This is a genomic window from Gemella sp., assembly GCF_057272915.1.
This window is the reverse complement of sequence record NZ_DBHIUF010000004.1, coordinates 117,181-138,335: the sequence shown is the minus strand read 5'-3', so window position 1 is coordinate 138,335 and position 21,155 is coordinate 117,181. Positions and strand designations below refer to the sequence as shown.

Here is a 21,155-nt window from a genome sequence, read left to right as displayed (position 1 = left end):
GTGTAGCAACAGTAGAAGCGACAGAAGTAACATCAACAACAGAAAACAAAACGATAGATGTATACTACGAAGCAGATACAGAAACTGGAACAGAAGAAAAAACAGTGACGAGAACAATCAACTACCTAGAAAAAGGTACGAACAAAGTCTTGAAAGATCCAACAGTTGAAACAGTGACGTTAACAAGACCGAAGACAACAAACAAAGTCACAAAAGAAGTTACATACGGAGAATGGAGTAAAGGCAACTGGTCAGAAGTAACACCAGAAGCAATAGCAAACTATAAAGCTCCAAGTGTAGCAACAGTAGAAGCGACAGAAGTAACATCAACAACAGAAAACAAAACGATTGATGTATACTATGAAGCAGAGCTGAAGCCAGAACCAAAACCAGAGCCGAAGCCGGAACCAAAACCAGAGCCGAAGCCGGAACCAAAACCAGAGCCGAAGCCAGAACCAAAACCAGAGCCGAAGTCAGAGCCAAAACCAGAGCCGAAGTCAGAGCCAAAACCAGAGCCGAAGTCAGAGCCAAAACCAGAACCAAAACCGGAGCCGAAACCAGAACCGAAACCGGAATCGAAGCCAAAAGGGGACTCTGAAATAAAACTTAAAATAAAAGATGTATCAGAAGTACAAAAATCAAAAAAATTGGCTAATACAGGGGAAAAAACTACTGGGTTTGGAGCTTTAGGATTAATATCGTTAGTAGCTGCAGAGGTAGCTAGACGTAAAAAACAAAACTAGAGTGAGGATATTTAAAAAGAATGGTTATATATTAGCCATTCTTTTTATGATAGATATATTAAGGCAAAGTTATAATTTTATAGTTATTTATATTGAATAGTATTAAGATAATAAATAAAAATATATGATTGTTAATTAGCTAAAAAACCTAGACAATGCTTGAAAAAATAGCTTAAATATAGTAATATAGAGAGGTATGTAATAACTTTTAGGCTATAAATAGCGAGGGAGTTTTACAAAAATGGAAAATATTTACAAAAGAAAGAGAGATTAAAAGACTATGGGTCGTAAATGGAATAATATTAAAGAAAAAAAAGCGGCAAAAGACGCTAACACTAGTAAGATTTATGCTAAATTTGGACGTGAAATCTACCAAGCAGCGAAAACTGGAGAACCAGATCCAGAAAGTAACAGAAATCTAAAAGTAGTTTTAGAAAGAGCGAAAACTTACCGTGTTCCTAAAAATATTATTGACCGTGCTATTGAAAAAGCAAAAGGTGGAAGTGAAGAGAACTATGATGAGTTACGCTATGAAGGTTTCGGTGTAAGTGGAACAATGGTAATCATCGATACTCTTACAAACAACGTAAACCGTACAGCTGCTGAAGTACGTACAGCATTAGGTAAAAACGGAGGTAACTTAGGAGTTACTGGTTCTGTTAATTACATGTTCGACAACACTGCGGTAATCGGTGTTGAAGGTAAAAGCGCTGATGAATTATTAGAAATCCTTATGGAAGCTGATATCGATGCTCGTGATATTATCGAAGAAGATGAATTAACATTAGTATACGGTGAACCAGAAAACTTCCACGAAATCCAAGAAGCTCTGAAAGCTGCTGGAATCGAAGAGTTTGAAGTTGCTGAAATTTCAATGCTTCCTCAAAACGAAGTAACATTAAGTGAAGAAGACAAAGCTAAATTTGAAAGAATGTTAGAAATGCTTGATGACTGTGAAGACGTTCAACAAGTGTACCACAACGTTGACTTAGAAGCTTAGGTGAATCATGGTAAAAAAGATTAAAAAAAATAGCTCATATAGCTATAATGACAGAAATATAAAGCCAACATTAAGTGATATTTCAGGTCCAATAGAAGAACCAATATTAGATATAAACGGAGAAACAGCGTCAATCGTTAAACGTTTCTTTGCATATCTAATTGACTTAGCTATTTACTTGCCGATAGCTTTTGTATTCCAGTATACTACTGCGAATTTACGAGCTCAAGGTGGAGCAGAAAATGAAAGAAACGCGTTATATATGACGATTTCAATAGTTATTTTTGCGGTTCTTTTATACGGATACCTACCTCACAAATGGCAAGGTCAAACAATTGGGAAAAAACTTTTCAAAATAAGATTAGTTCCAACTGACAACAAGAAAATTGAATTTTCTAGATATTTAATCAGAGAATTCTTAATTAAAGTTACTGTAGGTTGGGCTGCGGTACCAGTTTCAGCGCTATTCTGGCTGTATGAAACATATGTGCTTAAACGTAAAGATTCAATAATGCTATATGATAGATTGTTGAATATGCGAGTAGTTGCAGCTACAGAACAGCCAAAAGTAGCAAAAGTAAAAGAAGATAAAGAGAAATAATAAATAAAACTAGTTATTCAAGGTTAACATAAACCAGAGTATAACTAGTTTTTTTGGTTCTTTGTCAAGTACGTGATATGGAAAAAATCAGATTCGAAATTATTATACAACCTTGTTTTTCATGTTAGAATCGATGTTCGTTTGAATGTTTTTTTATGTTTTCAGTTTTATATTTTTCAAAAAAATGTTACAATATAAATGTTAAATTTATTAGTCGAGAGTGGAGAAAAAATGTTAAAAATAGATAGACACAGCTATATTTTAAACGAATTAAAAACAAAGCATTTAGTGCGTGTGAGTAAACTTGCTCATGATATGAAAGTGACAGAGATGACAATACGTCGTGACTTACAAGAATTGGAAGACTATGGTCACCTTACGAGAATACATGGTGGAGCAAAATTAAAGCCGAAAAATTTTTATCAAGAAGATAATTATAATAAGAAGATTTCTGTAAATGTTGAAGAGAAAAAACAAATAGCTAGAAAGGTAGCGGATCTTATAAAAGATAATGAAACTATTTTTATTGGTCCGGGAAGTACTACGAGTTACTTGTCAGAATTTTTACAAGATAAGAATCTTAATATAGTAACTAATTCATTGACGGTGTTTGAACAGTTCAAAGATAATCCTTCTTGCGATCTTATTTTTATCGGTGGTAGATATCGCCAGAAAACAAAAGGATTTATTGGATATTTCACGCAAGATGCACTTAGTAAAATAAGTGTTAACAAGGCATTTGTGGGAGTAAATGGTATAGATTTAGAGAAAGTTACTATCTCTGATGAAGAAGAAGGGCGTTGTAACGAAACGATTCTTAATAATGCGACGGAACGCTATGTTCTAGCAGACCATAGTAAGTTTTCGACACATGCTTTTTATACGTTTTTCCAATTAAAAGACTTAACTGCAATCATCAGTGACGATGTTCTTGACGAGAATATTAAAGATCAGTATAGAAAAGAAGTAGAGATAATATAAAATGATAGTGGGGGAGCCTCAAAAGTCCTAAAATTCAACAAAGTTCATATGAGAACATATAGACGCAGTGGTTTATTGATATCTAAATTCGCTTTGTAAAAGCTCGTTAGATATTCAATAAAATGTGCAGGGGTGACTCGACAAAATCTTGTTTCTTAAGAAATCGCGATTTTTGAGTCGCTCCCTTTTTTAAGATAGAGGATATGAGGCTTACGTAATCTTAAACTACGAAAAATTCTCCTGGTATATAAATAGCGTTTTCTGAAATATAAGGCTCGCCCCTCGAAATATAAAAATCGCTCTCTGAAATATCAAAAAACCTAGATTTAGAAATTTCTAAATCTAGGTTTTTGTTATTCAAATTATGATTTGAAGATAGAAGTTTTAAAGCTGTTTGTTTGTTGAAGAAGTTTTTTGTATAGTTTCTCTTTAAGTGTAACAGTATTGTCAGATTTAACTGATCCATTTTTAAGAGTTGCTTTATCTTTTTCAACTGCTTCGGCAAATGCACGTTTCAAGTCATCGTAGCTACTGTATGTAGTACCGTCGATTGTAACAGGGTTAAATCCTGCTTTAGCTTTATCAACAACTTCTTTGAAGTATGCTTTCTTCCATTCTTCTAAAGTACTGAATTTGTTATCAGAAACTTTCTTGATGATGAAGTCATCCCCTAGAGTATCTTTACCGGCTTTTTTAGATTCAGCTTTTAACATATTCGAAGCATAGTTTAAGAATCCTTTTTCATATCCATAGTAACCCCACATTCTGAATGTGTTATGTTTGAATGACATAGATCCTGGAGCACCTTCACTTGTGTTACCTCCGTAGATACCAGCAGTAATAGGTACAGTCACGTAGGCAGTTCCAAATCCAGTTGGATCATAGATAGCATTACCTGGACCGTGTTTAGTCATGAAGTTTTTGTCTACTAAGTCGTTAACAGAGTTTAACTCATATCCTTTTTCTTCTTCGTTAAGGTCTCTAACTTCATCGTATTGGTTCTTCGTATTAGCGTTACGTAGTTTTTTAGCAACTTTCTTGAACCAAGCATTATTTAATTCTTTACTGTGTTTATCAATTACAGCTTCTCCTTCAAGGTAATCAAGAAGCATTAATGTGTCGTTGAAACCTTTCATGTAATTATCGATTTCAGCACGAGATGTAAGGTCGTTTGGATTAGTATTATACCATTGGTTTCCGTTATTTGGACGTTCGTATGCCATATTTAATCCTAGCGCTTTAAAGTCACCGTTTGGACTTGTTTCAGCAGGTGATTGTAACATACCCTGTGCGAATGCTTCTAGGTCAGTTCCTTCACGGTGTCTTGAACCACCTAAGTAAACCATACGGTCATTTACGTGAGTTGTTTCGTGAGTGAAGGCTGAGATACCGAAATCACTAATCATATCAGTAACCATGAAGAATACAGAATCATCTTTATAAGGGTTACCGTAAACACGAGCTACAGCTCCCATACGCCCGTCAGTAGCATGATAACGTCCTGTTGGTCCGTATAATTCACGGATAGGTGCTACGTCTTTACCACTATTAGTGTGTCCATATTTATCTGTGCTGATTCCCTTGTAATTTTGGTTATCTAGGACTGGTGTTGGTACCATGTTGTTGCTCTTAAGAAGTTGGTTACGAACTTTATCTAATGATAAGCGAGACCAGAAGTCTAGGTAATTTTGTTGACCTTTTGCTACTTTATCGATTTCAGCTTTGAATGCCTCACGCTCTGCAGCTGTGTTCTTACCGTATTTCTCGAATGAACTGTAAGCCATAGTGTTATATGTTGAGATTAAGAACATATGTGCATCTTTTAAGTTAAGAAGTGGTAAAATCATCTTACCATGCACGTCGTTGTTTAATCCTTCGTATGCTCTGTGTTTCTTATCAGCAAATTCAGGAGTTGTTGTTTTTGGTTCAACAATATATACATTATCTTTAGTAGCTTTTATGAACCAATCGTTTAAGTCAGTATCACTTGTGAATAGACGCATGTTATAGTCTAAGAAACTGTTTAACTCGCCTATACCGATAACTCCACCGATAGTTTCGCGATAAGCCTCTAAAGTTCTATCACCTTTAATATTACTTTCTTTAGAACCAATCTTAATTAAGAAGTCTAACACATTAACATTCTTACCATAGAAGTCCGGTTTGAATAACATTAATTCTTTAATATTAAAGTCATCGAATTTAACGCCGTAGTAACGGTTTAGATAAGCTAATCCAAGAAGGACTGCAGCTTTATTGTCATCAATTTTCTTAATTAATGCACGTTTAGCAGCTTCATCAGTGTTAAGTTGGTGATCTTCATTTTGAACTAACTTAGTAACGAATTTATTAAGGTTATCTTTAACATACTTGAAGCTTTCTTCTAGGTAAAGGTCCTTAATTGCATTTACCTTGTTACCACCTGTTCTTCCTAAGAGTTGATAAACAGGATCAGATTGTAATTCAACTGGACTTAATTTACTTTCGATAGCGCTGATTAAATCGCTACGCTCTTTATCAACGATGTTAGGAGTGTAAACTATTTCTCCAAGTTCAGCGATGCTATATTCTTTAACTTGTTTCACTTGAGATTCTTTAGGTGAGATGTTAAAGATTTCTTTTGTCTTATCAGCGTAATGAACGATAATGCGGTTGGCATCACCAAGTTCAGTTACGAACTCATTATCTTTCATCGCAGCAACAGATAAAACTTCTGTAGTTAATAATTTAGAGTTTGCAGGAATCTTGTTACCTTGGTTAACGATCCACTCTTTATTATAGAACGGTTGAAGTTTTTCGATGTTACGGTAAGCAAGTTCGTGGTCTGCTTTATAATCTTGAGTATCTTTATAAGTATCAGCTTTTGGTTTGATGTTGTTAAGTGTATTAACTACTGGTTCGTTAATTTTATACTCATGAGCAGTGATTCCCATTTTAGCAAATTTTTCTAAGGCTTGAGCTTCTGTAATACCTTTAATTTGTTTAGATTTTTTGTATGAAGATAATCCTGTAGCTACATCAGTTACATAGAAGTTATTCTTGAAGTTATCAAATCCGAAGTATGAATCTCCAGTGTCAACTGAACTTGCTCCATACATGATTTCTCCATTTGTAACTTTCATCATACTAACGTTGTTTTCAACCCATCCCCAGTCATAGTTTTCGTGGATTAGACCACCACTTTGACCGTGGTTTTTAAGTGTCATAGTACCTTTAACAAATGAATTTGTTAATCTACCACGTTGTTTGAAATCGTTAGGGTTCCCACCGTGGTTAACTTTAGCGACAAGTCCACCAAATTTAGAGTTGTTACCTACAATATCACCATCGAAATAAACGCTGTCTGTATTACTTCTCCAGCTTTCACTTACAAGTCCTCCAGACCACCAAGATTTATCTCCAAGACTGTTAATCTTACCGATAAATGCAACGTTACGCATATTTGATTCATCAAGTTTGTTAACCATACCGGTAACATCGTTGTTACCTACAACATTACCTGTTACCTTAATATTTTCGATATTTGAGTTTTTGAACATTTCACCAAGAGGTGCAACTTTATTTTCTCCAGGTAAATTAATATCTACATTACCTAAGTTAATATCATGAACATGGGCATTTTCGACTCTACCAAATAGAGGACGTGCTAAGTTGTGGATAGTAAATCTGCCGCCATCATTACTTAGTAATTTGCCTTTAAATGTATTAGTAACATAAGATTTTCCATTAGGTTTTACGTTTGCTGCATTAAGGTCTGCACCAAGTTTAAACTCTCCAGTAGGGTTAGCTTGCATGTCTTTTACAAGTTCGTTGAAGTTGTAGTAAACATTACCTTCTTTTAATTTTTGTTTTTCGAAGTAATGAACATACTCATTTGCTAATTTAGAAGCGTCTGTGTGTTGAACTAAATCAGGAGCTGTAGCAGTAACTTTGTATAAAGTTTTTCCATCTTTAACTACTTCTTCAACTTTATCAACAGAAAGTCTTGTCACTTTGTTATCGTGAGTTGTAACTCGTAGGTAAAGTGGGGCAACATTCGTTGGTTTTTCCGAAAGTAAACTGATGTCAGTTTCAACACCTGCATTATCAACGCTTATTAAGCTTGTTTCTTTGATGTTTTTGATTTCAACTTTTTTAAGATCTAATTGAATTGGTTGATCTGCTAATGTTTCAGTTTCTTCACCATTACCTTTATCGTAAACCATTGTAGTAGATAGAGTGTAACCTTTGAAGTATTCTACATTGTCTAATAAAGCATCTAGATTATTTTCTGTCAGATTTACAGTCTTAACAATTTGTCCATCTTTTTTCAAGGTAGCCGTGATTGATTTGATTTTAGCTTTAGTAGGATTTTCTAGAGAATACTTAGCAATCACTTCGTGGTCTAATACTTTCTTGTCAGTATCAACAAATTTCAGTATCGGTTTTTCAGCTAATGGAGCTAAGTTTTTGATAGCTTCTTTTAGTTTTTCAGTAGCTGCGTTTACTTTGCTTTGAGTAGTAGCTTCATCTGCATTTACAGGATTTGCTGCTGCAAGTGCTTCTTCTAAAGCTTTCCATGTTTGAGTAGTGTATTCTTCTTTACGTTTGCTGTTAGCTGTGTTAATAGCCGTTTGTAATGCAGTTTTATCTACAGCAAGAGCTTTAATAGCATCTTGAAGAGCTTTAGTAGCCGCATCTATTTCACTTTGTTTAGGAAGTGGAGTAGTTTGGTTGTTGATTTCTTTTGCTTTGATTTCAGCATTTTTGAATTCATTCCAAGTTTTAGGGCTATAGTCAGCTTCTTGTTTAGTTTCTGCGATTGTTATTTGTTTTTGTAATTTTGTTTTATCAACATTAAGAGCATCGATAGCGGCTTTAAGTTTTTTAGCGGCTTCATCGATTTGAGTTTGAGTAGCAGTAGCGTTATCTTCTACAGCTTGAGCAGCTTTTTTAGCTTCTTCTAATGCAGACCAAGTCACAGGGCTGAAATCTGAAGCGGTTTTAGAGTTAGCATTTGCTAGTTGTTTTTCAAGTTCAGTTTTATCTGTGTTTAATCCAGCGATAGCTGCTTTAAGTTTTTCGTTAATGTAATCTACTTCGCTTTGTTTTGCTGCTGGGTTGTTTGTAACTTTTTCAGCATCAGCTAATACAGATTGAAGGTTTGCCCAAGATGTATCACTGTAGTGTTCTTTAGTTTTTGATTTCGCATCTACGATAGTTTTATTTAAGTCTGTTTTATCAACATTTAGTGCATCGATAGCAGTTTTAAGTTTAGCTGTCTCGCTATCTACTTCAGGTTGTTTTACAGAATCTGAAGCGTAGACGCTTTGAGCAGCGGCTAAAATTGGTTTAAGAGCGTTGTAGCTTGCAGATGAATAATCAGCAGGAACAAGTGCAAGAGCTCTATCGATTTGGGCTTTTAGTGCTGTTTTGTCTACTTTCTCTTCTAGTTTAGTTTCTGCTGGTTGAGAAGGCTTAGTTCCCTCAGGTTTTGGAGTTTTCGGTTGAGGAGTAGGCTTAGTTTCCTCAGGTTTTTCAGGTTGAGGAGTAGGCTTAACTTCTTCAGGTTTTGGAGTTGGAGTAGTTGCTTCCTTAGTTCCTACAGCAATAATGTTATTTACAGGTTCTTTAGTGACTGAAGTTTTAATAACTTTGCTAGATTCTTTACCATCAATAGTAGTTACTTCGCTAAATACGATTTGTTCACCGTCAACTCCTTTTTGAACAATTTTAGTTTGCCCTTTAGGTAAAGTAGCATCAGGTTGTTTAACAGTTTGGAAAGCAACAGATTCAGTAGTAGATTTAAGTTCAGGTTTGTTTTCAATTACTGTTTTAATACCTTCCTCAGGTGTTGTTTTGTACTCAACTTTAGGTGCTGGAGTTGGTTCTGGTTGAGGTTGTGTCGGCTCAACGATAGGTTGTGTTGGTTTTGGAAGAACTTTTTGTTCTTCTTGAGGTAATACACCTAAATCACTAAGTGTGAAATACCCAACATAACGGTAACCATCAATATTGATTACACCATTCGCAAGTTCACTAGAATTAGCAACTGTTGTTTGTGTGTTGTAACGTACTAACTCTTTGTTTTCGAATGCAAATGATTGGTAAGGCATAACGATACTTTGCCCCATAGCTCCAATCAATACAATGCTAAGAACTTTGTTTCTGTGTTTTTTAGACATCAAAAGAACTACCAATACTGCAGTACCGATTCCAAGACCAGCTACTGGTAGTGAACTTTGCCCAGTATTAGGTAATTCTTTTAATTCTGTCGTAGGTTTAGCTTCTTTTTTATAAACCATGTAGTATGTTTCGTTGTTTTTCGCATCATTAGGAATACTTCGTTTAATTAAAGCTTTTTCCGATTCTGTAAGTTCGTTTTCAGCTAGATAAGTATATTTAACGCTTGAGTTATTTTCGTTGGCAAGCGCCTCACTTGGTACGTGGCTTCCGAAGAATAAAGCACCGATAACAACAGGTGCCGCACCAAAAGATAATTTTCTAATTGAAAACTTTAAAATTTTATTATTTTTATTTTGCGTTCGCATGAAAATTTTCTATCTCCTTATTATGTATTTTGTTGCTATTATATTCTATCAAAAAAGGTATGGTATTGCAATTGATAGACATTATGTAAAGCGTTTAAAGTTCAATAATTTTTTATTTGAAAGTATGGTAAGTAATAAAAATTTTTTCGATGAATTGAAAAATTAAATATATAAAAATTATAAAAACTATAATCGATTTAAATAGAAATGAGATTTTTAATAAAAAGATAGAGGTGAATTGTAAAAATTATAAAAAATTAATTTTTGTAAGAATACTCTTTTTAAATGAATTGTGATATAGAGAAAAATGAGGTGAAAAATGTCAGAAACCCGAAATCTAAGGGAATAGAACATAGAGAAAGGAGGAATGACGAGCTGAGGATTACTTAAGTGGAGTTTAAATGGTAGACAGGCAATCTTATAAAGTTAGTAGTTTAATTAATTGCCTAATTATTGAAATAGTTGTGACAGTTGAGTTTTTATGGTATAATATATAAATTAAATTGTATTATTACAGTTTAAGGAGATTGAAGTTGAAATTAAAATATTAGAACAAAAAATTATGAAAGGAAGATTTTTATGGGTGAAGAAACAACCAAGAAGAAAACAAAGCAAAATGTAGTTGTTAAGAAGGCTGTAAGTTTAGAAACATTTGTCTTTCTAGCGATATTCTTCTCGATATTTGGACTGATGGCGAGAAAAATGGGAACACCGCTTATGTTTAAAACGATGATGGCGACAGCTCACGATTTATTACTGAATACAGTATTTTTTATTATGGCGATGGCTGTTATTGCTGGAGCTATGAGTGCTCTATTATCAGAGTTTGGAGCGATAGCGTTAATTAACAAAATATTTGCACCTCTTATGAAACCACTTTGGGGAATGCCTGGAGCGAGTGTAACTGGGGCAGTAGCGACGTATTTATCAGATAACCCGGCGATTATTCCATTCTCAAAAGATAAACGTTTTATAGCTTTCTTCAAAAAATATCAAGTTCCAGCGTTATGTAACTTAGGGACAGCATTTGGTATGGGGCTTATCGTAACAATGTTTATGATGGGTCAAGGAGAAGGATTTGTTAAAGCAGCTATTATTGGGAATGTCGGGGCTATTATAGGAAGTATAATAAGTGTGCGTTTAATGTTAAGACAAACTAAAAAATACTACGGAGATGAAGCAGAAGATTCAGTTGTAGATGCTGAAGTAGAAGGTCAATCACTAGAAAAAGTTAGAATAGTACGTGATGGAAATTTATTCCAACGTACGCTTGATACTATCTTAGAAGGTGGAAAAGTAGGTGTAGAAATGGGTATGGCGATTATTCCAGGGGTACTTATAGTTTGTACTTTTGTAATGATGTTAACATTCAAAATGCCTGCTGGAGGATATACTGGAGCTGCTTATGAGGGAGTAGGATTTCTACCATGGTTAGGGGAGAAACTGAAATTTATTCTTGAACCATTATTTGGATTCCATTCTGCAGAGGCAATTGCCTTCCCAATCACAGCGTTAGGAGCTGTAGGAGGAGCGATTTCTCTAGTGCCAGAATTCTTGAAAAACGGACTTATTGGAGCTAATGATATCGCAGTATTTACAGCGATGGGAATGTGCTGGAGTGGATACTTAAGTACACACATTGGTATGATGGATGCACTTGGAGTTAGAAAATTATCTTCAAAAGCTATCCTTTCTCATACTATCGGAGGAATTGCGGCTGGGATTATAGCTCATTATTTGTTTGTACTATTAGGATAATAGGATTATAAAAGACGTAGCTTTGAAAGTTACGTCTTTCTTTGTTGTTAGAGAATTTTATAAATTTATATTCGAAAAACTATTGATGGGTGTTATTAATTTTTATGATTCCTTGAAGAGAAGTACGGGAAGTAGTATAATTAAGCTATATGTACTTTTTACAAATATTATAAAAGGGGAAATCTTTTATGGAAAGATTTAAGAGTGTTAATTTTTATTATACTTTGGGTATAATGTTAGTTATTTCGTTAGTTGCGAAGTATCTAGCACAAGTACCGGCATTAAAACTTTTTGGGCATTTGGTAATTGCGCTTGTTATCGGTATGGCGTTACAAACGTCAAAAGGATTAAAAGAACAGGTTAAGGCGGATATTCCGTTTATAAGTAATAAGTTCTTGCGCCTTGGGATAATTTTACTCGGATTTAAGTTAGCGTTAGATAGACTTTTAGCTGAAGGGAAGAAAACATTAGTCGTTGCCTTCTTTATTGTACTATTCATGATTACTTTAACGTACTTTATGTGCCGCGCGTTTAAAGTAGATCACGAACTTGCCTTACTTTCTTCGTGTGGTTGTGGTATCTGTGGAGCTGCGGCTGTTATGGGGGTAAGTGGTCAACTTCGTGCGAAAACCGATAACAGTGTTCTTGCTGTTGCGGTAGTTGCAATTTTAGGTACAGTGTTTACCTTGATAGAAGTAACCTTGCAACCTTATTTAGGGCTTGATGTATACAACTACGGAGTGTTTACAGGAGGAAGTCTTCACGAAATAGCTCACGCAGTTGCGGCAGGAGGAGCAGGTGGTCAAGTAGCTCTTGATGCTGCGATTCTTACTAAGTTGTCACGTGTTCTTATGCTTATTGTTGTGGCAGGTGTGCTGATTGTAGTTAATAAAAAAACTCAAGATGAAACGAAAGGTAAAGTTCCGATGCCGTACTTTATTTTAGGGTTTATCTTTATGAGTATTTTAGGAAGTTATGTTACTTTCTTAAAACCATTAGCGCCTTATTTCGTTGATGCAGCGTATATCTTCTTAGGTATGGCGATGGCAGCTCTTGGTATGAGTGTTAACTTTAAGGTTATTAAAGAACGTGGTGTGCGTGTATTCACAGCGTGCTTCTTATCATCGGTAATCTTGATGATAGTTTGCTACGTAGTTGCTAGATTTGTTTTCTAATAAACTATTTGTGATTGATTAGCTAGCAGGTGACAAGATTTGTTTTGTAGTGAAATTTCGATAGGAACAAGCAAGATAAATTTTCAAGTAGAAATTTTATTGGGAGTGACTCAAAAATTGTGATTTTAGAGAAACAAGATTTTGTCGAGTCACCCCCGCACGGTTTATTAGATATCTAAAAAGCTTTTATAAAGCGAATTTAGATATCAATAAACCACTGTGTCTATGAGTTCTCATATGAACTGTGTTAAATTTCAGGACTCTTGGTTCAGCCCCTTTTAAGAAATTTAAAATATAAAATCGATAGAGGAGAATGTTTATGACAATTACCAATCTTTTAGGGATAAAGTATCCAATTTTTCAAGGAGCGATGGCTCAAATAGCAAGACATGAACTTGTTTCAGCAGTATCTAATGCTGGTGCGTTAGGAATACTGGCATCAGGGGGAGTGAGCCCTGAAGAACTACGTAAAGAGATTCAACAGTGTAAAGAACTTACAGATAAACCTTTCGCGGTTAATCTAATGCTGATGATGCCGAATATCGATGAAATAATCGATGTTGTTATTGAAGAAGATGTCAAAATCGTCACAACAGGAGCTGGTACACCTAGAAAGTTCATGCCGCGCTTAAAAGAAGCGGGGATAAAAGTTATTCCGGTTATTCCTTCTGTGAAAGCTGCGGTGAAAATGGAAGAACTAGGCTGTGATGCGGTCGTTGTCGAAGGTATGGAAGCTGGAGGACACGTTGGAACTAGTACGTCTATGGCGTTATTACCGCAGGTAACGAGTGCGGTGAATATTCCGGTTATTGCGGCTGGTGGTATCGCCGATGGACGTGGAATGGCTGCGGCATATTGTTTAGGAGCTAGTGGAGTTCAGATGGGAACTGTATTCTTAGCTTCAGAAGAATGTCCGGTGACAGATGCATATAAAAATATGATATTAGAAGCGGTTGATACATCTACTACCTTAACTGGAGAAAAATTTGGAGCGCCTGTTCGTGGTATTAAAAATGAACTTACAAAAAGATATCATGAACTAGAAGAACAATCTTCAACTCTTATGGAATTAGAAGAGCTAACGCTTGGTTCATTAAGATGTGCTGTTTATGATGGTGATGTAGAAAACGGATCGGTTATGGCAGGGCAAATAGCGGGGTTGGTGACTGAAATTCGTCCTGTGAAAAACATAATAGAAGATATCATGAAAGAAGCAAAAGAAGTGTTGAAACGAACAGAAATATAGAATGTAAAATAAACCTTAGGTAATAAAAAATCTAAGGTTTATTTTGTTTAAAGGAATTGTAGCTAAAAAGGAAGTACAATATTAAATATAGTGTAGAATTAACTTTTATTTGAATTTTTAAAAAGTGCAAAAGTAGAGGTATTAATGAAATTTTAATTGACTATAGCTAATCTTTATTATATTATAATTATATAATTTAACTTTATTACAACAGGAGGGTTTTATGATAGACCAAAGACGCAAACATGTTACTTATGGTTCTTCTTTTAAAGACTTCTTTAAAGGGTTCGTGGACTTCACAGGTTATACATCTGTATCTGGACACTGGTTTCCTGTAGGGAGTATTTTAGGAGGACTTATCTTATTAACAGTTATAGTATTCCAAGGTATGTTCTCTTCATTTACAAGTATTGGTAGAAAATCAACGAGAAGTGCAGATTACCTACTAGGTGGAGGAGCATTCAATGATGGAGTTTCTACTCTTCAAACAGGATTAGCATTTGGAGTATTTATTATTATAGTTGGACTTATTTTAATTTTACCTATAACTGCAAGTTTCACAAGAAGACTACGTGATGTAGGTTTTGCAACATGGGGGATTGTTATTTTAATAGCTTTATATTATATTTTAAGTTATTTCTCAGTGTATTTATTAACTCCGGTTTATACTATTGTATTCTTCTTTGTGTTAATGTCACTACCATCAAACGCGGTAGAAACTAATTCGAATAGTGAGCTTGCCAGATTCTTCTTAAGACAAACACCGCAAGCACAACAATACTATAGCCAATTTGCAAATCCATTTGGACAACCAGTTCAATATGATCAATTTGGTAATCTAATTCCGAATCAGCCATACTTCAATAATGGTATGAGTCAAGGATTCCCAGGACAACAAGGGTTTAATCCAAATGCACAACAAGGGTATCAAGGGCAAGGATTCAACCCGAATGCACCGCAAGGGCACTCGCAAGGATTCAATCCAAATGCACCGCAAGGGCGCCCACAACAAAGGTATCAAGGACAACCGCAAGGATTCAATCCAAACGCGCAACAAGGACGCCCGCAACAAGGGTATCAAGGACAAGCACCACAAGGATTCAATCCAAACGCACAACAAGGACGCCCGCAACAAGGGTATCAAGGACAAGCACCACAAGGATTCAATCCAAACGCACAACAAGGACGCCCGCAACAAGGGTATCAAGGACAAGCACAAGGATTCAATCCAAATGCACAACATGGAGGACAGGCACAAGGATTCAATCCAAATGCTAAACATGGAGGGCAAGCACAAAGCTTCAATTCAAACACTCAACATGGAGCTCAAGTACAAGGATTCAATCCAAACACTCAACATGAAGCTCAAGCGCAACCTGTGAATGAAGTTCGAAAAGAGCAACCAGTACAAGCTTCTCAAGAAGTACGTGTTGTACCAGAGCAACATGGGGGACAACCACAAGTAAAAGAGGCTCCAGCTCCTCAAGTTGAACAAACTCACCAAGTAAAAGCTATAGAGGTTGTTGGTGGATCAAGAAGTAGAAGACTTCAAAAGCTAAACAGAGCTGAAGAAGAAGTTGGTTTCAAAAAAAGAAGATAATTAATAAGATAACTTATTAGATTAAAAAAAGGGGCTGAGACAAAAGTCCTAAAATTCAACAAAGTCCATGTGAGAACTCATAGACGCAGTGGTTTATTGATATCTAAATTCACTTTATAAAAACTTTTAGATATCTAATAAACTGTGCGGGAGTGACTTGATAAAATCTCGTTTCTTAAGAAATCACGATTTTGAGTCACTCCCTTTTTTATTTGAAATTATTTGAGGTTTAGGTTTGAAAATTTGTGTTTTTAAGTCGTGAAAAATCCTATTTCAAGATAATTCTTGATTTTTTCTTATTTGCTAATTTTAATACTTTAAAGTATAATACTTATGAGTAGTAAAATTGAATGGATGAGATTATAAATTTTTTACAGAATAAGTAATAAAGTAGCAAAAATCACTCATCAATCACGCTAAAAAAACCTTTGCAATGAGGATTTGGAAATCTTAGCTAATTTTGTTTATAAGTATTTTGAAAACATCTTAGAAACATATATGAAAATAAAAATCGCTCATCATTTAGAAAAACAATCAAATATCAAAAACAAAACACTCATTTTAATCACTTATTTTGATTATTTATGAGTGTTTTTGCTTGAATTTGATTGAATAGCTATATTATATTAGATATAATAATCATGGGAGTTAGGAGAGAAGAAAATGTTGAATGAAAGATGGAATAAAATTTTAGATTTATTAGATGAAAGAGGTTCGTTGAATCTAAAGGAGTTGATGGAACATTGTAATGTTTCAGAAGCTACGATAAGACGCGATCTTACAAATCTAGAAGATAAAAATTTATTATATAGAACACACGGTGGAGCGATGAAACGCTCAGTAGCCCGAGGTAGTGAAGAAAGTGTCGAAGCAAAACGTGCAGACTTCCTACAGGAAAAAAGAGAAGTTGCGAAGTACATTTGCGATAATATCTTACAATCAGGGCAGACGATTTATCTTGATGCGGGGACATCTACATATGAAATGATAGAATATCTTCGTGATAGAAGGATAACTGTTGTGACGAATTCAACATATCATTTACCGAAGCTTATTAATAACAAAATTCATACAATAATATTAGGTGGAACTATAAAACATTCGACGCAAGCTGTCATCGGTTCGGTGGCTATCGAACAATTGAAGAAATACAGCTTTGATATGTGTTTTGTAGGTTGCAATGGGATAGATGAGACTTTTGGTGTAACAACTGCCGAAGAAAATGAATCTTTTATAAAGGCTACGGCACTAAAAAACAGCAAGAGGAAGTATATTCTTGCTGATAAATCAAAATTCGGACATAGAAAATTCCAAAAATTCGCCGAATTAGATGATGTAACCATCGTATCTTATGAAGTTCCAGAAGAATATAAGAAGTTTAAAAATATAATAGAAGTAAAAAGTATAAAGGAGGACTAATAGTGTATTATACAATTACTTTAAATCCAGCTGTTGACATGTTGACAACGGCGGAAAATTTCGCACTTGGGAAGTTAAATAGAACCCAAGAAGCGAAGTATGTAGTAGGTGGAAAAGGTATTAACATCTCTATCTTGTTAAACAACGTTGGTGTTGATAGTAAAGCGTGGGGATTTGTCGCTGGATTTACAGGGTATTTTATAAAATCAGAACTAGATAACTTAGGTGTAGAACATGATTTTGTAGAAACGCGTGGAGCGACTAGAATCAACATGAAGTTAACTACAGAAACTGAGACTGAAATAAATGGTCAAAGTAGCAGTGTAAACCTAGATAACGTGAGCGACTTCTTTACTAAACTAGAAGTGTTGACGAAAGAAGATGTAGTATTCTTATCAGGTAATGTTATCGCGGGAATGGGTGTAGAAGACTTTAAAGCTATCGCGAAGAGAGTATCTGAATCAGGAGCTACATTAGTTGTAGATAGTAATAAAGAGTTAGTGCTAGACACACTAGAGTATAAACCATTCGTCGTTAAACCAAATGAATTTGAACTTGGAGAAATGTTCGGAGTAACTCTAAATGGTATCGAAGAAATCTTACAATATGCTGAAAAATTACAAGAACGTGGTGCGAAAAATGTTCTTGTTTCACGTGGAGCAGACGGAGCTTTACTACTAACTGAAGATAAAGAAGTATTCGAAGTTAATGTAGCTAAAGGTAAGATAGTATCGACTGTTGCGGCAGGAGACAGTATGCTTGCGATGTTTGTTGCGAAATACAATGAAACAAAAGACTACCAAGAAGCCCTACGCTATGCATCGGCTGCAGGTGGTGCGACATCATTCTCAGTAGGAGTAGGAAGTAAAAAGCTAATTGAAGAATTACTACCACAAATCGAAGTTAAAAAATTAAAATAGAACTTGGATAGATTGACGGTGGGAAAATAAAAAAATGCTCCTGAGAGTAGAGGTCAAAATAAACCACAATAAATTATTTACAGAAAAAATAAAATATTTCCTCGGAAATATGCAATCAACAAAGGAGAAAGAAATGAAATTAACAGATGTTCTAAATTATGACTTAGTTCAATTCGGATTCAGTGCTGCTGATAAAAAAGAAGCTCTGGACAAACTAACAAGCATGTTAGTGGAAAAAATATTATCGCTAGTAAAGAAAACTTCTTAAACGCATTACTAGCCCGTGAAGCTCAGTCAACTACAGGAGTAGGAGAAAACGTAGCTATCCCTCATGCGAAAAGTGCAGACTTTAACAAAGCGATGATTGTTTATGCGAAAAGTGATGAAGGTGTTGAGTGGGAAAGTTTTGACGGACAACCTGCTAAACACATCTTTATGATTTGTGCGCCAGACGGTGGAGCAGACGAGCACCTTAAAGCTCTAGCTTCATTATCACAAGCTCTTATGGATGCAGATGTAAAAGCAGGATTAGATGCAGCTACAACAAAAGCAGATGTAGAAAAAGTATTCGCAGACTTCGTAGCGCAAACAGAAGCTCCAAAAGAAGAAAAAATAGAAGCTCCAAGTGGAGAAAAACCATATATCATTGCGGTAACAGCTTGTCCAACAGGTATCGCTCATACATTCATGGCTGCGGAAAAAATCAAAGAAACAGCAAAAGCGATGGGACTAGATGTTAAAGTAGAAACAAATGGTCAAATCGGTGTAGAAAACAAACTTACAAAAGAAGATATCGAAAGAGCGGCGGGAATCATCGTTGCGGCTGATAAAAAAGTAGAAGTTGCACGTTTTGATGGACGTCCAACAATTATGACTAAAGTAGCTGACGGAATTAACAAACCAGAAGAACTTATCCAAACAATCTTAGACGGGAAAGCACCTATCTATAAACATGATGGAGCAATAGATTCATCAGAAGAAGCATCTGCGAATGAAAGTATTGGACGTCGTGCTTATAAACACCTAATGGAAGGTGTAAGTAACATGCTACCATTCGTAGTAGCTGGTGGTATTCTTATTGCACTATCATTCATCTGGGGTATTAACTCATTTGATCCGAAAGATCCATCTTACAACAAAGTTGCAGAAGTATTATTCTACTTCGGTAAAATTTCATTTAGTATGATGTTACCAATCCTAGCAGGATTCATTGGTCGTTCTATCGCTGACCGTCCTGGATTCATTGTTGGTATGATCGGTGGTATTTTAGCAGATCCAAGTATTTTAAGTCTGAAAAGTGATTTATTAGCATACACTCCATCAGGATTCTTAGGAGCGTTAGTAGCCGGATTCTTAGCTGGTGGAATTATTCAAGTATTAAAAATTGCCTTCAGCTGGATGCCTCGTTCATTAGATGGTATAAAACCAATCTTCCTATTCCCTATCTTAGGGTCGCTAATCATGGGATTATTAATGATTTTCCTAATCAACGCGCCTATGGCAAGTGTTATGGAAGGATTAAAACACTTTATCGAAAGTCTTAACGGAAGCGGTAAATTCATCCTTGGATTCGTAGTAGCTGCGATGATGGCTATCGACATGGGTGGTCCAATTAACAAAGCTGCTTACGTAACAGGCACAGCTCTATTAACATCTGCAGGTTCAGCGGGGAGTGATGTAATGGCTGCGGTTATGATTGGTGGTATGGTACCTCCATTAGCAATCGCAATCTCAGCTACAATCAATAAAAACATCTGGCCAAAAGCTCAACGTAGTGGAGCTTTAGTAAACTACGTAATGGGATTAGCATTCATTACAGAAGGAGCTATCCCGTTTGCTGCAAGTAACCCAGCGCGTGTTATTCCACCATTATTCATCTCAAGTGGTATCGCTGGAGCTTTAAGTATGACTTTTGGAATTGTATCGAAAGCTCCGCACGGAGGAATCTTTGCTGTTTTTGCTAATGCTGTAAGTAACCAGCTTATGTATCTATTAGCCTTAGTAATCGGTGCAGTATTAGGTGCATTACTATTAATCGCATCACTAAGCTTTGGTAAAAAGATAGTAAAATAAAATATTAATTAACTGTATATAAAATCATTATTTTGATATAAGTAAGAAATAGCCTCGAAATTCGCATTGAATTTTGGGCTATTTTTAGGAAAGTTGTGTATTCTAGTTGTCTGAGATTTTCTTGTGTAGTTATCGTGAGAAGTTGCTGTATTGCTTTTTTATTTGTTTTTTGTGTTTTTAAATATTGCACAGAGAAGCATATTTGTAATAGTGATATCATTAGAAAAAATGCTTTTTTTTTAGTATAATAAAGTTAAAAATAGGGTAGAATAAAATTAAAAAAATTATAATTAATACAAACAAGGGGGAGAACATAATGGAGGAACGACATAAAAACATAAAGCCTATTTATGATTTAGTTGTTAAAAAAGTATTTCGTAATGAAACTGTAGCATTGCAATTTGTAAAAGATATTTTCGAATTACCCGCAAAAAGTGCTAAATTAATTGAGGGAAATCAAATTTTTACAGCCAACAGCAATGTAGATTCTGATTTTAATATAGCTGTAGATATTCTAGTTGAGCTCGATAACCACGCACAGGTAATTATCGAGGTGCAGCTCGTTAAGCAAGTATTTTTTATTAATCGCATTTGGGCATATTTATGTAAGCAGGTTAATGATAATATTGAAAGAGTAAAATACATAAGAACAATAGCTCGATTAGTAAATAATGGTATACTGACAAAATAGATGGTATGTGAGGAGTTAGGTATAACAGAACAAGAGTTCGAGGCGTATTTGTAGGATTTTTTGAAAGGGAATGATGAAATAGTGAGTTCCCTTTTTAAAGAAGATTATATTTTTCCGAAAATCTCGTGGGAAATCGAGTAGTGAGGTAGAGGATTTAGTTGAATATTTGATGAGGGCGGGGCTGACTCGATAAAATCTTGTTTCTTTGAAATAACGATTTTTGAGTAACTCCCGCCTTTTTTATTGTTGAGTAGGGATTGTGTTTTTTATAGAACGTATCAGGTAGGGATTTACTGTTCGTTTTATAGAATAATTGAGACGAGTTTTGTGGTTGTTTATCTTTATTAGCTGTAAAGAAATAAGTTTGTAATTTGGGTTGTTAAAAAAGTTTCGCACATAGAAGAGCTTCTTAGTAGGC

The 21,155-nt window shown here is 35.2% G+C and carries 14 protein-coding genes; 13 read left to right on the top strand and 1 reads right to left on the bottom strand.

What is annotated here, in order from left to right; all coding sequences use genetic code 11:
- From ACO6OL_RS03135 to ACO6OL_RS03120, 4 genes are all read left to right on the top strand, one after another.
- A partial coding sequence (locus tag ACO6OL_RS03135; protein ID WP_485502101.1) for a mucin-binding protein occupies nt 1–743 on the top strand: 743 nt, incomplete at its 5' end.
- A gap of 280 nt (nt 744–1,023) precedes the next feature.
- A complete protein-coding gene (locus ACO6OL_RS03130; RefSeq protein ID WP_448913387.1) occupies nt 1,024–1,743 on the top strand; it encodes a YebC/PmpR family DNA-binding transcriptional regulator in 720 nt (239 codons plus the stop codon).
- Nucleotides 1,744–1,750: 7 nt separating this feature from the next.
- A complete protein-coding gene (locus ACO6OL_RS03125; RefSeq protein WP_314160661.1) occupies nt 1,751–2,344 on the top strand; it encodes an RDD family protein in 594 nt (197 codons plus the stop codon).
- Between the two features lie 231 nt (nt 2,345–2,575).
- Nucleotides 2,576–3,325, top strand: coding sequence for a DeoR/GlpR family DNA-binding transcription regulator (locus tag ACO6OL_RS03120; protein WP_314160660.1), 750 nt, complete (start codon nt 2,576–2,578; stop codon nt 3,323–3,325).
- Between the two features lie 362 nt (nt 3,326–3,687).
- On the opposite strand, the gene ACO6OL_RS03115 is transcribed toward ACO6OL_RS03120, so the two are convergent.
- Nucleotides 3,688–9,855 (bottom strand): ZmpA/ZmpB/ZmpC family metallo-endopeptidase, encoded by a 6,168-nt coding sequence (locus tag ACO6OL_RS03115; protein WP_485502100.1) that lies wholly within the window; start codon nt 9,853–9,855, stop codon nt 3,688–3,690.
- 579 nt (nt 9,856–10,434) lie between these two features.
- On the opposite strand from ACO6OL_RS03115, the gene ACO6OL_RS03110 reads away from it, so the two are divergent.
- From ACO6OL_RS03110 to ACO6OL_RS03070, 9 genes are all read left to right on the top strand, one after another.
- Nucleotides 10,435–11,613 (top strand): CD0519/CD1768 family membrane protein, encoded by a 1,179-nt coding sequence (locus ACO6OL_RS03110; protein WP_485502099.1) that lies wholly within the window; start codon nt 10,435–10,437, stop codon nt 11,611–11,613.
- Nucleotides 11,614–11,801: 188 nt separating this feature from the next.
- Nucleotides 11,802–12,788, top strand: a complete 987-nt coding sequence (locus ACO6OL_RS03105) for a YeiH family protein (RefSeq protein WP_485502098.1) — start codon at nt 11,802–11,804, stop codon at nt 12,786–12,788.
- Between the two features lie 319 nt (nt 12,789–13,107).
- Nucleotides 13,108–14,034, top strand: coding sequence for a nitronate monooxygenase (locus ACO6OL_RS03100; RefSeq protein WP_485502097.1), 927 nt, complete (start codon nt 13,108–13,110; stop codon nt 14,032–14,034).
- Between the two features lie 223 nt (nt 14,035–14,257).
- Nucleotides 14,258–15,634 carry a hypothetical protein gene (locus ACO6OL_RS03095; RefSeq protein ID WP_485502096.1) on the top strand — a complete coding sequence of 459 codons (1,377 nt, stop codon included), beginning with the start codon at nt 14,258–14,260 and terminating at the stop codon, nt 15,632–15,634.
- 663 nt (nt 15,635–16,297) lie between these two features.
- The gene (locus ACO6OL_RS03090; protein WP_485502095.1) at nt 16,298–17,053 is read left to right on the top strand and encodes a DeoR/GlpR family DNA-binding transcription regulator; all 756 of its coding nucleotides are present in this window, start codon (nt 16,298–16,300) and stop codon (nt 17,051–17,053) included.
- A gap of 2 nt (nt 17,054–17,055) precedes the next feature.
- Nucleotides 17,056–17,973, top strand: a complete 918-nt coding sequence (locus ACO6OL_RS03085; protein ID WP_485502094.1) for a 1-phosphofructokinase family hexose kinase — start codon at nt 17,056–17,058, stop codon at nt 17,971–17,973.
- A 133-nt stretch (nt 17,974–18,106) separates the two neighbouring features.
- Nucleotides 18,107–18,241: a hypothetical protein gene (locus ACO6OL_RS03080; RefSeq protein WP_485502093.1), complete on the top strand. Its 135-nt coding sequence runs from the start codon at nt 18,107–18,109 to the stop codon at nt 18,239–18,241.
- Nucleotides 18,214–20,046: a PTS fructose transporter subunit IIABC gene (locus ACO6OL_RS03075; protein ID WP_485502106.1), complete on the top strand. Its 1,833-nt coding sequence runs from the start codon at nt 18,214–18,216 to the stop codon at nt 20,044–20,046. The genes ACO6OL_RS03080 and ACO6OL_RS03075 overlap by 28 nt, the downstream gene beginning before the upstream one ends.
- Nucleotides 20,047–20,362: 316 nt before the next feature.
- Nucleotides 20,363–20,737: a PD-(D/E)XK nuclease family transposase gene (locus ACO6OL_RS03070; protein ID WP_485502092.1), complete on the top strand. Its 375-nt coding sequence runs from the start codon at nt 20,363–20,365 to the stop codon at nt 20,735–20,737.
- The last annotated feature ends 418 nt before the right edge of the window (nt 20,738–21,155 follow it).